The sequence below is a fragment of the Guptibacillus hwajinpoensis genome (assembly GCF_001039475.1).
Classification (GTDB): Bacteria; Bacillota; Bacilli; order Bacillales; family Guptibacillaceae; genus Guptibacillus; species Guptibacillus hwajinpoensis.
This window is the reverse complement of record NZ_LELK01000001.1, coordinates 1912610-1926158: the sequence shown is the minus strand read 5'-3', so window position 1 is coordinate 1926158 and position 13549 is coordinate 1912610. Positions and strand designations below refer to the sequence as shown.

The 13549-nt window shown below is 39.6% G+C and carries 11 protein-coding genes and 1 pseudogene; 7 read left to right on the top strand and 5 right to left on the bottom strand.

Annotated elements, in window-relative coordinates; all coding sequences use genetic code 11:
* Window positions 1–271: 271 nt before the first annotated feature.
* Window positions 272–1789 carry a BCCT family transporter gene (locus AB986_RS09625; protein WP_048310603.1) on the top strand — a complete coding sequence of 506 codons (1518 nt, stop codon included), beginning with the start codon at window positions 272–274 and terminating at the stop codon, window positions 1787–1789.
* A gap of 51 nt (window positions 1790–1840) precedes the next feature.
* On the opposite strand, the gene AB986_RS09620 is transcribed toward AB986_RS09625, so the two are convergent.
* Window positions 1841–2665, bottom strand: a complete 825-nt coding sequence (locus tag AB986_RS09620; RefSeq protein WP_048310602.1) for an STAS domain-containing protein — start codon at window positions 2663–2665, stop codon at window positions 1841–1843.
* Window positions 2666–2789: 124 nt separating this feature from the next.
* Here AB986_RS09620 and AB986_RS09615 point away from each other — a divergent pair, with 124 nt between their 5' ends.
* The gene (locus AB986_RS09615) at window positions 2790–3137 is read left to right on the top strand and encodes a winged helix-turn-helix transcriptional regulator (RefSeq protein ID WP_236690344.1); all 348 of its coding nucleotides are present in this window, start codon (window positions 2790–2792) and stop codon (window positions 3135–3137) included.
* A 38-nt stretch (window positions 3138–3175) separates the two neighbouring features.
* Here the strand turns inward: AB986_RS09615 and AB986_RS09610 are convergent, their stop codons facing one another.
* The gene (locus AB986_RS09610) at window positions 3176–4750 is read right to left on the bottom strand and encodes a peptide chain release factor 3 (protein ID WP_048311049.1); all 1575 of its coding nucleotides are present in this window, start codon (window positions 4748–4750) and stop codon (window positions 3176–3178) included.
* A gap of 144 nt (window positions 4751–4894) precedes the next feature.
* Here AB986_RS09610 and AB986_RS21145 point away from each other — a divergent pair, with 144 nt between their 5' ends.
* Entirely contained in the window at window positions 4895–5080 is a 186-nt protein-coding gene (locus AB986_RS21145; RefSeq protein WP_053216110.1) for a hypothetical protein, read from the top strand.
* A 425-nt stretch (window positions 5081–5505) separates the two neighbouring features.
* Here AB986_RS21145 and AB986_RS09600 read toward each other — a convergent pair whose 3' ends face one another.
* The gene (locus AB986_RS09600; protein WP_048310601.1) at window positions 5506–5787 is read right to left on the bottom strand and encodes a hypothetical protein; all 282 of its coding nucleotides are present in this window, start codon (window positions 5785–5787) and stop codon (window positions 5506–5508) included.
* 158 nt (window positions 5788–5945) lie between these two features.
* Window positions 5946–6413: a nucleoside deaminase gene (locus tag AB986_RS09595; protein WP_048310600.1), complete on the bottom strand. Its 468-nt coding sequence runs from the start codon at window positions 6411–6413 to the stop codon at window positions 5946–5948.
* A gap of 404 nt (window positions 6414–6817) precedes the next feature.
* On the opposite strand from AB986_RS09595, the gene rpsN reads away from it, so the two are divergent.
* Together rpsN and AB986_RS09585 are read left to right on the top strand one after the other, a co-directional pair.
* Window positions 6818–7087 (top strand): 30S ribosomal protein S14, encoded by a 270-nt coding sequence (gene rpsN, locus AB986_RS09590; protein ID WP_048310599.1) that lies wholly within the window; start codon window positions 6818–6820, stop codon window positions 7085–7087.
* A gap of 17 nt (window positions 7088–7104) precedes the next feature.
* Entirely contained in the window at window positions 7105–7443 is a 339-nt protein-coding gene (locus AB986_RS09585) for a hypothetical protein (protein WP_048310598.1), read from the top strand.
* A 203-nt stretch (window positions 7444–7646) separates the two neighbouring features.
* On the opposite strand, the pseudogene AB986_RS09580 reads toward AB986_RS09585, so the two are convergent.
* Window positions 7647–9002 (bottom strand): annotated as a pseudogene (locus tag AB986_RS09580) (dipeptidase); the annotation flags it as partial.
* A gap of 287 nt (window positions 9003–9289) precedes the next feature.
* Here AB986_RS09580 and AB986_RS09575 point away from each other — a divergent pair.
* A complete protein-coding gene (locus AB986_RS09575) occupies window positions 9290–11275 on the top strand; it encodes a hypothetical protein (protein ID WP_048311048.1) in 1986 nt (661 codons plus the stop codon).
* Between the two features lie 141 nt (window positions 11276–11416).
* On the top strand, window positions 11417–13447 hold the full coding sequence (locus tag AB986_RS09570; RefSeq protein WP_048310596.1) for a sigma-54-dependent Fis family transcriptional regulator: 2031 nt from the start codon (window positions 11417–11419) through the stop codon (window positions 13445–13447).
* Window positions 13448–13549 lie beyond the last annotated feature (102 nt).

Genomic DNA, 13549 nt, shown 5'->3' with positions numbered 1-13549 from the left:
TTTTTAAAACCATTTGTCTACTAGAATTGAAGGAATTCGTTTGCAATTTATGTATATTATTTCCTGCAATCCAAAAATATTTTCATAAATTATGTCATTGATGCATTATTGTATCTGGTTAAGGGTAACAGTAGAAAAGGAAAATGCAGACATGTGATTGTAAATAGCTTAAAAGGGTAAATTAAGCCATTTCATTACTTGGAAAAGCACTTAAGCATTGCAAGTTAATCCTGTCTGTCCTTCAAAGAAATGACAACATAGAGGTGAGTTAATGAGAAATGCAACAGCGGTTTTTTGGTATAGTATCGTTATTTGTGCTCTTATTGTTTCATGTGGAGCAGTAGCACCTGAACACTTGCAGCAAGTAACGGCTAACGTGACTACATTTATATCCAGCCGCTTCGGATGGTATTATTTATTAATTGTCATGATTATTCTAGTTTTCTGTGTATATCTTATTTTTTCTAGATTTAAAGATATTAAGCTTGGCAAGAAGAATGATCAGCCTGAGTTTAATCTTCCCACGTGGTTTGCGATGCTGTTTAGCGCTGGAATGGGCATGGGACTTGTGTTCTGGACAACAGCAGAACCGATCTCACACGCATTCAAAAGTAGTCCTAGTGGAGAGCTAGGAACACCTCGTGCTATAGAAGAGTCTCTTCAATACTCATTTTTCCATTGGGGGGTACATGCGTGGGCTGTTTATGCACTCGTAGGTTTAGTACTTGCGTATTTTAAGTTCCATAAGGGGTATCCTGGATTAATTAGTGCAACACTCATTCCATTATTAGGTGAGAAACGGATGCAGGGTCCCTTAGGGTATTTAATTGATACGCTTGCAGTTGTTGCGACTGTTATCGGAGTAGCGGCAACGCTTGGTTTCGGCTCAGCGCAAATCAATGAAGGCCTATCCTTTTTGTTTAATACGCCAACAAACTTTACTGTTCAACTTATTATTCTTGCAATCTCTACTATATTATTCATTATGTCAGCATGGTCAGGTCTTAATAAAGGTATAAAATATTTAAGCAATAGCAACATGATTCTAGGCTTTGTACTGATGATTATGCTTTTAATCGTAGGCCCAACCTTATATATAATGAACATGTTCACTGGAACACTAGGGGGGTATATTGCGAATTTCTTCGATATGAGTTTTCATATTGAGCCAATGGATGCAGATAGTCGCTCTTGGGTTAATGGATGGACAATCTTCTATTGGGCGTGGTGGATTTCCTGGTCACCATTTGTTGGAATCTTTATTGCGAGAATTTCAAAAGGACGAACAATTAAAGAATTCATGCTGGGTGTTTTGTTTGTGCCAGCAATCGTATGCTTTATTTTCTTTGCAGTCTTCGGGGTTTCTGCACTTGATCTTCAACAGAGTGGAATTGCAGTCATATCTGACTATTCAATAGAGACGGCTACATTTGCGGTTTTACAAGAATATCCTCTCGGAACGCTTATGTCGTTTATCACCATTATTGTTATTGCAATCTTCTTTATCACATCAGCTGATTCAGCGACCTTTGTATTAGGAATGCTTACAACATCAGGGTCTTTAAATCCGTCAGCACCTATTAAAATAGTGTGGGGATTATCGTTGTCTGCAATGGCTGCCATTATCGTTTATTTTGGTGGAACGCAAGGTTTGCAGAACATGCTAATTATCGCAGCATTCCCGTTTTCAATTGTTGTACTGATGATGGGGTATTCTTTCTATCGATCTGCAAGTAAAGAAGTGTTATCAAAAAGAAAAAGAGAAGCTGAACACAAAAAAGCAATGTAGAAAAAGGGGCTATTCCAAATGGAATAGCCCCTTTTTGTCATGAAAGTGTGATTAAGAGTCAATCATCCCGAGTTCTTGAAGAGCATCTGAAAGATTCTGTTTAATGGTTAACGCGTTTAAATCAAGTCCAAGTGAGACGACACCGATCGCTACTTCAGAGCTGACACCAGTTACAATAATCTCAACACCCATCAGTTCAAGTGAATCAACAATCTTGAAAAGATGCTGAGTCATCATTGTGTCGAGTGTTTCAATACCTGATAGATCGAGGATGAGGGTGCGGATTTTCTTTGCTCTAGACTCTGTTAGCGTTCGCTCTAAGATTAAATTGCCGCGTCTCTCATCGATATCTCCAATAATTGGACAAATGGCTACTTGATTAGAAATCTTAATGATTGGCACCGATAGCTCATCAGATTGATAATATTCTGATTGAAGACTTTGGGTGGTTTGCATTAAGTGATTCTCTGTATAGTAATGAAGATAGTCATTAATAAGTGGGTCAATTAATTTAGTAATTGAGATAATTTCAGATACCGATAAATCAGAGTCTTTACTGTAATCATCAATATAATCAAAAAGCGCTTGCTTAATGGAAGATATACTCATTAGAATTGACTCAAGAAGACCAGTCATTCTGTGTGATTCCTTAAAGGAAGGTAAGTCGTCATGTGAATAAGACACTTCACCTGCTTCGATCGTCTCTCCAAGCGAAGAAACAATACGATCATAGAATGTGGTCGGGACGACGTTTGGTAGGTTTTGTTCGTTACTAGCCGTTTCGCTTGAATATCGGGCGTTTACTGTAATTTGGTCCTTATGCGCTAAAATAGACTGCCCGAGTAGATGGACAGGTGTGGAAAAATGGGTGGACATAGAAACTCCCTTCTAACTCAACGATCAACTTATGATAGAATTAACTTATTATAAACATATCTTACTATATCTCACGCGTTTGTGAAGAAGTATATTGTTATATACCTGGAGGTGCAGAGACAATTTGAACAGCTCTGTAGATAATATGAAAACAACTCTCGATATTGTTTGTGGAAAGTGGAAAGCGGCTATATTACTTGAATTAGTAGAACAGCCTCTTCGTTTTAGCGAGATTAAAAGAGTCATTCCACGTATTCCTCACCAGACGTTGATCAAGCATTTGAAAGAGCTTGAGGAAGATGGATTACTAAACAAAGAAGTATCTGATCACATACCACCTAAAGTAAACTATTCATTGACAGAATATGGTATGTCTCTAGAAACTCTCCTTCATGAAATGGAAGAGTGGGGGAGGAATCACGAATTGAGAAGTCAACAGATGCTATCGAAACAAAACGAACGTGTACTCTAGAGTACACGTTCGTTTTGTTATTATTATATTATATTATATTATCTTGATTCTCTTAATGGAATATCAGGGTTCTTATCTTTGAACCATCTCAGCGCAAAGTCGTTTTGGAATAGAAGAACAGGTCGCTTAAGCTGATCATAAACGAGCATGTTTCGGATGCTGTCGACCTTATCTTCAGGATTATCTGTTTCAATCCATCGCGCATGCTGGTGAGGCATTGTGTCAAATTGAATATCGACATTGTACTCGCCTTTCATGCGGTATTCAAAGATCTCAAATTGAAGGCGTCCTACAACACCGATGACAATTTCATCCCAGTGAGCAGTACGATAAACTTGAATTGCACCTTCTTCTGAAAGCTGCTGCACACCTTTGTAGAAATGCTTCTGCTTCATTGCTTTTTGAGCACGAACCTTCGCGAAATGCTCAGGTGGGAACGTAGGTAAGGCGCCGAATGAATAAACATTCTTTGAACCAACGAGTGTGTCTCCTATTTGATACGTTCCTGAATCATAAAGGCCTACGATATCACCAGGATATGCTTTTTCCACATTACCTCGAGAGGAAGCGAAGAAAAGTTGACCTTGAGAAAGTTTCAAGCTTTTACCCGTACGTTCAAGCCATGCCTCCATTCCTTTTTCGAATGTACCTGACACAATACGTAGAAACGCAACGCGGTCACGGTGAGCCGGGTTCATGTTTGCTTGTATCTTAAAGATAAAACCTGAGAACGTTTCTTCATCTGGTTTAACTTCACCTTCAGAGCTTTCGCGAGGTGCTGGGGAAGGAGCTAGATCAAGAAAATGGTTTAAGAATGTAGGTACACCAAAGCTTGAAATCGCACTTCCAAAGAAGACAGGGGTTTGCTTACCGGATTGTAGATCTTCTTCACTATAAGTTGCGCCAGCTTCATCAAGTAGCAGTACATCTTCTTGTAGCTGATTTACAAGATCTTCCCCAGCTTTTTCTTTTAGCACAGGGTCTTCAAGGTCTGAAATCTGCATCGCTTGCTTGTTGTCGCCTTCTGTATCATAGAATTCAACTGCTTTCTGATGGCGATCATAAACACCCTGGAACGATTGCCCGATACCGATAGGCCAGTTCATTGGGTATGATTCAATACCTAGTACATCTTCAATTTCTTCAAGAAGCTCGAGTGGCTCGCGGCCCTGGCGATCCATTTTATTAATGAAAGTGAAAATGGGAATGCCGTGCTCACTAACAACTTTAAATAGTTTCTTGGTTTGTGACTCGACACCTTTAGCTGCGTCAATAATCATTACAACACTGTCGACAGCAAGAAGTGTACGGTACGTATCTTCACTGAAATCTTCGTGTCCTGGCGTATCAAGAATATTAATCGTATGTCCTTTGTAATTAAAGTTCATAACACTGGACGTAACGGAAATTCCACGCTGTTTCTCGATCTCCATCCAGTCAGATGTTGCATACTTGGCTGACTTTCTTGATTTAACGGTTCCTGTTGAACGAATCTGTCCACCTAGGAACAAAAGCTTTTCAGTCAAAGTCGTTTTACCAGCATCGGGGTGAGAGATAATCGCAAATGTCCGTCTCTTCTTTATTTCTTCTTGTAATTCTTTATGGTTAGTCATTATGTCATTTAGTCCTTTCAATATCACTTCCTATGTAATATAACATATTCTAACGGTTGTTCCTATTGCATGTAGGGAAGGGGAAAAGTGAAAGGATTGCGAGAAATCTTATAGAAAATAGTAAGGGAAAGGAGATCGATTAAAATGAGTGGATTTCAAGAATTTTTAGATGGTTTTCTAACGAGCTGGAGAAAATCATCCATTGATGAACTGAAGGGTTACATAAGTGAGAGTTATCAGGCTAGAGAAGTGACAAGTCAATCAGAAATTTATGATTTTGGTTATGAAGAATCAATTCAAGGTTGGGAACGGGCATTCAATGCCTTTTAAAAAGATGGCACAGTCTGGGTTCTTGAACAGGTTGCCGTTACGCCAATTCGTCGAAATGAAATGCTTGCGATCATTTATGCTTCAATTAAAGAGGACGGAGAACAAAGTGAGACTGGGAATGTGTTTTTTGATACATTTCGAAAAGGTGTACAAGGAAATTGGAAGCTTGTAAGAAGCTATATAGAAGCTGGTGTCCCTATTAAAAATATGTCTTCGCTTCATTCGAAAGAAGGAAATAACTAGTGTAAAAGCTGCAATCAATAAATAGTTATAGGAGCGTTGACACTTAGCTATATATGGAGTCAGATTTTAAGTATGAATGAGTTTTAGATATCTATGTAAGATGAAATTGAAGTTAGAGTAAATTCTAATTAGAACAAATTGAAATGGCACCGTAATTATCCGGTGCCATTTCAATTTGTTCATTATTCTTTATCTTTTTTCTTTCCAAACACCTTCTTAGAAGCTCCTTTGATTACGTTTGATGCGGTATCAACTGATTTGCCTACCACTTTATTTCCTGTTTTACTTACATTTTTTATGAAGTCAGTCGAAGCATCAGCTGCTTTGCCAACAAGACCTCCTTCTCCACTAACAGATTTTACAATATCATTCGCTGTGTCAGCGGATTTATTCACAAGATCACTTGCCTGCTTCGATGTCTTCTTGACAATGTTATCTTCTTTCGTTGAATTTTTTTCAGACATCAAAATCCCCTCCTGTGCGAATTAGATACATCACTATGCTTATGAGCTTATTGCTCGATATATGAATTTAGCATGTACTAATAAATGGTAGGGGAGTTGAGTATTGTGTGTTAGATCGAAATAAATGATAAAAGGATGTGCAGAGTGCACATCCTTAATTAATAGTCGATTCTTTCTAATTGTTGTTTCCATTTCTCGAATGGTTCGAATTTGCTTTTCAGTTCGAGGTGGTGAAAAGGGATCCTTCTTTGTTCAGGTTCTTTCTCGATTTCTTGATAGATCACGGCATCATCAAAACCAGCGGCAGCAGCTTCGTGTCGGGTAGCAGCAAAATAGACCTTTTCAAGTCGTGACCAGTATATTGCTCCAAGGCACATTGGGCAGGGTTCACAGCTTGTATAAATTACACAACCATCAAGTTGGTGCGAGTCAAGTTTTTTACAAGCATTACGAATCGCGACAACTTCAGCGTGAGCAGTAGGATCGTGCTTTGTAGTGACTTGATTCGTTCCTTCACCAATGACTTTGCCATCTTTCATAATAATGGCGCCAAATGGTCCGCCTTTTTTCTTCACGCTTTTTGAAGCCAATTGAATCGCTGCATTAAGCCAATCTTTTTCATTCATCTTCACCACTCTCCAATCTTATAAGTAATTAGACATACCTGTAAGTATTCCCTTTTAGGAGGAACAAGTTTCAAGAATGGTGATGCGAATAAGACTTGAGATAAGCACATGTGCAGTCGTCCTGTTATTGGTATTGGAGAATAAGCTAATTTAGTCTAAATGAGATGAAACTATAGAAGTGATAAACGTATTTTCTAATATAAGCTAAAGCGAAGTGGATCAATGAACATAACAAACAAGTTCAATCCTTTGCGTTATAACGAATAGAGGATTATAATTCAAAACGTAATGTTTACGATTTATGAGAATCAATGTTTAACTTCTGCTGTGGATAAGTACCTAATAGATGTACGAATGTAAGTCTACCGGCATAAAATAGTGATGGATGAAAGGAATGAATTAGTTTGGCTAAGAAATCGAAAGTAGTTAAAGAACAAAAGCGTCAAGAACTAGTAATGAAATATGCTGAGCTTCGAAATGATCTAAAAGCGAAAGGTGATTATGAAGCGCTGCGTAAGCTTCCTCGTGATTCATCTCCAACCCGTTTGAACAACCGTTGTGAAGTGTCAGGCCGACCTAAGGGATACTTAAGGAAATTTAAGATGTCTAGAATTGCGTTTCGGGAATATGCTCATAAGGGGCAAATTCCTGGAGTGAAGAAGTCAAGCTGGTAAAAGGGTAGGGGAAGAAGATGGAGTGCAATGTACATTTATTGAAGATGCTCATTCGTGATATCGTGGCAAAACTTCCAGAAAAGGAGAAGGCTCTTTATCATTTCATAGATGAACTGGAGTTAAGGTTAATTGAATCTGCTGCAACACCAGATCAATACCTTCACCTTCTAAAGAAGTATTCACCTTATCATGAAGCGGCAAATCATTTTGGTATCTCACCTTATAAAGCGAGAACCATGATGCATCGGATTGAATGGAAGGTTGCAGCGAAATTGGAAGAAAAGCTTCAGTGTATGAAGTGGCTGGAGCAGCCTTCGAACAGTAAAAGAGTTAAAAAAGGTTATCTTACTTTCTAAACAAAGAGAGGAGGCTCGTATTGAGCCTCCTCTCTTTTCGTTTAGGTCTTTTCTAAAAGTCCTTTTCTAGAAGATTGTTGCTTTAGAGGATTTTTGTATAGAAAACCAAACTTCGCTAATTGGAGCGGAAGGATGCTCAGCGCCCTCCCCGCGGAAAGCGAGCATCCTGAAGGGGAAATTACCCCACCGTTTAGAAACAATTATTATGACAGTGACTTAAAGTAGGTACAAACTGTTTCAATCCCTTTTGAGAAATTCTCAATGTGAAAATGTTCATTCGGTGCATGTAAATTTTCAGATGGTAAGCCAAAGCCCATGAGAACGACTGGAGCTTGAAGGACGCGGGCGAATACTTCCACAATTGGAATGGAGCCCCCTTCTTTAGGGAAAAGAGCACGCACACCATAAACTTCTTCATATGCGTCAGCTGCCTTTTGAATCATTGGATCGTTTGAATCAAGCGAGACAGGGCGTGCCTGAATAAATTGATTCACTGTCATCGTTGTACCTGCTGGTAGATTTTCGTTAAGATGTTTTTCAATTTGTTCATAAACGCGCTGTGGATCCTGCTCACCTACGAGGCGACAGCTAATTTTGCCAGTTGCTTCTGATGGAACGATCGTCTTAATTCCATCACCCTGGTAACCACCTGAAATGCCGTTCAACTCAAGTGTTGGGCGAATACCCGTTTGTTCTTTAAACGAGAAACCTTCTTCTCCAAATAAAGCTGTTAAACCAAGGTCATTCTTCATTTCTTCCTCATCCGAAGGAATCTGAGCAATTTCTTCTCTTAGCTCATTCGTTACTTCCGGCACACCTTCATAAAAACCCTCAACAGCAATTGTGCCATCTTGATTGTGAAGGCTATCAAGAAGGTAGACTAGAGAGTGAACCGCGTTTGGCACACCTCCACCATAGACGCCTGAATGTAGGTCTGTATTCGCCGTTTTTACGTTAACTTCCATTGCAAGTGCACCTCGAAGAGATGTGCAGATAGCGGGTAGTCCCTCTTTAATAAATGAAGTATCAGAAATCACAACAGCATCAGCAGCAAGCTTTTCTGTATGATCTGTGATAAATGGACCAAGATTAGGGCTGGCAATTTCTTCTTCGCCTTCAATACAGAATTTTACGTTCACGGGTAGTTTACCGTTCTCTTTCATCAGTAATTCCACTGCTTTCATATGGATGAACAACTGCCCTTTGTCATCCGTTGCGCCACGTGCAAATAGTTTGTTGTCACGGATAACGGGATCGAAAGGCGGTGTTTCCCAAAGATCAAGAGGATCAGCAGGTTGCACGTCATAGTGTCCGTAGATGAGAATGGTTGGTTGCCCATCTGCATGAAGCCAGTCAGCATAGACGATCGGATGGCCATCCGTTTCAATTACCTCAATATTCTCCATACCCGTTTTCTCTAAAGCAGTTGCAACCCATTTAGCGCCCTTTTCAACATCAGATTTGTGATCTGATACGGCTGAAATGCTAGGGATTTTCAAGAATTCTTGAAGCTCTTCTAGAAATGTTTCCTTATGTAATTCGATGCTCTTCTTCATTGATTTGGCCCTCCTTGTTTCGTGTTGTCCTTATTATACGGGAGTAAGAGCGCTTTGCCCATTCATGCATGAAATCGAAATGGTTTATGGGTTAATTGAATATCTTCGAATTTCGGGATATATCCGCAAAAATATATTTTTATTTGCAAAAAAGTTGGCATACCTATGTTTATCTCATCTTATCTGCGATTTCCTTCATACTCTATAATAAATAGGTAATTAGAAGCGGTTTCTTTTCCTGGTATTGGGGTACAAATAGCTATCTTGAAAATATTGGGGGATGTATGGAAATGGAAAGATCATTTTCAAATTCAGAACAGCAAAAGTTTGCGAGTACTCTTCAGTCATTTAAGGAAAATCGTCAAAATCCAGTTGTGTTAGAAGAACTTTTATCAGACGCTGCCGTTCTCATAGATCAAAATAAATTAGAAGATCTTTACCAGTTGGCAGCGGAGTATGATCAAGCAGGGATTTTTGAAGGTGGACCTTGGGAGAACCCGCGTAAGTTACAGGGACCGCTTGTTGGTGGTTCGTTCAAAGTTGAAGGCAACTATTCAATATTAGAAGTATTAAGTGAGCTTCGAGTACTTGCGATTGCTAAAGGTGATTACCAACACTCGAATCTAACTGCAGATGAAGCTCGCACCTTTCTAAATAAAATTATGGCGCTTAATCTTGATATGATTTTTCCCCCTGAAACAGAGGAAGCACGAATTAATCAAACTCAAGAGCAAAAGAGGGGGATTTTTCTTTTCCAATACCTAGCGGAGCAATTGTCCCTTGGAGCTTTATCATCAACTTTAGTAAATGAAATTGATCGTTTGACAGCACAGCGTCCTATTATGGTGAAGCGAATTAAAGAAATGATTGGATTTGCTGAAAATCTTCTCACGTCAGATGATCTTGATCCACTGGGGCGAGAAAATATCCAGCTTTACCTTGATAGCGTTAGTGCACCAACGGAATTAAGCAAAGCATACCCGGACTTTGCACAATTTAGAAATGAATTTAATGCCTTGTCAGATATGGAGAGGGAGTTAGAAGCGGAGAAATTTGCTGATGTTATGCGAGACACAGGACTTGTATCGCCAGTACACGCGAACTTAGTCCGTTTCTTAGCGGAAGAAGATGCAAGTCATTTACTTGTCCTTTCACTTGGACTAACTGAGAAGGGTGAAGCGAACTTAAATGAGCATTTTACATTAGTGAAAGAGCTCATATTATTGGCTATTTATCCTGCAACTTCTCAATCACTCTATGGTCTTGCTAGAATGCTTGAGAGAGGTGTACTATCATCACCACCTGTTATTCCAGGACTTGAGAGAATTATCGAAATCGATATGCTTCCTGAAGTAGAGAAAGACTTGATGGATTCTCGTAATAATCCTGATGATTTGACGCCTGTTGGAATCCTGCTTTCAGGCATACTGAGCGTTCTAGGACAGCCGCTCGGAATCGGGCAGGGGATGAATCCGACGTGCCAATCTGCGAGGGGTATTAGCCTGTGGTCTCAGCATGATCCTGGATTCCTTTTAGAATTAGTTGCGAGAGCATGTCGTGATGGTGAAGTGGATATTTCGTTTGAAGGCGCAGAAATTAATTCTTCTCTTATTGCTGGGGGGCTTGCGCCAGATCTGCATAAAGAACTTGATGCGGTATCACTTATTCTCGTACCTCACCTTGATCGCGTATATGATGAAATGATGAAACGAAGTACGTTCCGTGGCGAGGATGGACATAAATTTGTTAATCCTGAATTCTATGGTCAGTGGATTATGAAGGAATTTTCGTCAGTCATTAACCCGGTCACAGGCGGCGTTTCTGATTACGAGAATTTCGCCCGATTGTTTTATGCAACGCATCATCCTGAATTCAATGAAGGTCACCAGCTGATCTATCCGAATCCGGTTGGCATATTTGTTACAACAGCTAACGCTGATCTACTTGGCTTGCATGCGATATCCATTCAGCGAATAGCACAAGATGAGTCAGGAAATGTTAGAGTTTATTTCTATAATCCAAATAATGATAGTGGTCAGGACTGGGGACAGGGCATTAAATCGACCGTTAGAAATAACGGAGAGGAAGAAGGGGAAGCATCCCTTCCATTTGACCAATTCCTATCTCGCGTATATGCGTATCATTACAATCCGAATGAAATGGGAGATTTAGCAGCTGTGCCAGCTGATGTTATTGAACGAGTGACAACACTTTCGAAAGAGAGCTGGGGACAGAAATACCAGTGGACTGATTTGGCTAATCCGTTTCTAATTTAATGTTAGAAAGTACACTTCCTTTGTGAAGTGTACTTTTTTAGGTTGGTAGAGAATATCGGGTACCTGCAGGGGGAACGACTCAGCTTCTCGAATCTAGTTTAAGTGTGATTATGACATAAGAGATTATGAAAGGGGATACATATGATTCTCCGAGATATAATGACTCCAATTTCTGAAACACTCATAACAGGTGATACGTTAGGTAGAGCTGTCATTCTAATGAAGCAGTTCAAAATAAATGTTGTCCCTGTCGTTACAAAACAAGATGAGCTTTATGGTGTTTTTACCAGAACTTCGCTATCAGATATGATTATTTCTGGAGGGCAATCGAATGATTCGATTGATCCGTACGTTGTTAGGGATGTTGTTACACTTAATGATACTACTCCTTACCGTGAAGTAGAAAGCTTGGTGAAACAAAGCCATGTCGGTACAGGGATTGTCATTGATCAACATTTAAAACCGATTGGATTGTTTACAAAAACAGATATGATTAGTGCGCTATTTGAGCAGACGAAATCGTTATCTCACATGCTTGAACAGATTCTAGATTCCTCTCACCTAGGTGCGATCATGACCGATGAACATTCTACGATCATCTATAGTAATGAACAAGCAAAGCAGTTTTTAAATAAAGAAGAGCTTGATGGACTTTGTAGTCTTGAGTTCTTTCCAGAAGTAGAGAATGGAATGGTAAAACAAGTTCAGATGGAAGGCAACCATTTCATTGTTCGTGCATCAAATTTTGATAGAGAATTAAATGAAAAGGGATATATCCTATTCATGCAGGATGTTTCAGAAGTGGAGGAAATGGCTTCTGAATTGAAAACAGTGCAGGGATTAAAAGGTTTATTAGATAAAGCAATGGAGCATGCGTATGACGGTATTGTTATGGTGAACAAAAAGGGGAATATCCAGATGGTGAGTCCGCCTTTGTGTGAGCTTTTTTCAATTGATAGAAACAAGGCAATGAGGAAGCACGTTAATGAGGTATTCCCACAGTTAAATCTTCTATCCGTGTTTCAATCACAACATGCAGAAGTAAGTGATTTCTTAGAAATAAAAGGCATTAAATACATTGTTAATCGTATTCCAATCGTCCAGGATAATGAAGTCATTGGCGCAATAGGAAAGGTTACATACCGACAGATTGATGATGTTAAGAAAGTATTTAAGAAATTAGAGCTGATGGAGAATCAAGTCGACTATTATAAAGAGCAATTAAAGCAGAAGGACTCGAGTCGATTCCGTTGGGAACAGATCATAACTAGAGATGAAAATATGAAGAAGCTCGTTCGTACCGCAACGAAAGCAGCGAAGGGATTATCCACCATCTTAATTCGTGGTGAAAGTGGTACGGGCAAAGAGCTTTTCGCTCATTCGATTCATTCCTCAAGCGGACGGCAACTGAAACCGTTAGTCACTGTAAACTGCGCGGCGATTCCAGAACAACTGCTTGAATCAGAATTCTTTGGTTATGAAGACGGTGCATTTACTGGTGCTGCGCATAAAGGGAAGATTGGTAAGTTTGATTTAGCTAACGGTGGAACTCTTTTTCTAGATGAGATTGGTGATATGTCGCTTTCTCTGCAAGCTAAAATGCTTCGTGTTCTTCAGGAAAAAGAATTCTACCGTGTTGGTGGAACAAGCCGTGTTAACGTTGACGTGCGGATTGTCGCAGCAACTAATCAGCCGCTTGAAGATCTTGTGGCTGAAGGGAAGTTTAGAGAAGATTTGTATTATCGATTAAATGTCATCTCCCTTCAAATTCCGCCTCTTAGGGATAGACCAAATGATATTGAGCGTTTAATCGAGCACTTTATGGAATCTTTTAATTCAATCATAGGAACGAGTGTGACAGCGGTAAAAAATGATGCCTTAACTTATATGAAATCGTACCACTGGCCAGGCAATGTGAGGGAATTAAGTAATGTGATGGAACGAGCGATGACGTTTGCTGAAAGTGGACAAATACAAAAAGAAGATCTACCTGAGTATATGCTTCGGTCGATAGAGGAAAGTCGCTATGCACAGAAAGAAACTCGAATGGATTATGAATGGGAAGCGATTGAAAAGGCGCTAGCGAAAAGCAGCGGAAATAAATCGAAAGCAGCCGAGATTCTCGGAATCAGTCGATCTTCTCTTTATGAAAAACTTAAAAAGTATTCATAGTTGTTTAGGAAAGTGTCCAGAATATGGACACTTTTTTTCTATTTGTCCGGGATGTGTACACTGCTTCTACTAGTAGCTCCTCGAGAATGCTTTTCTGTAGGG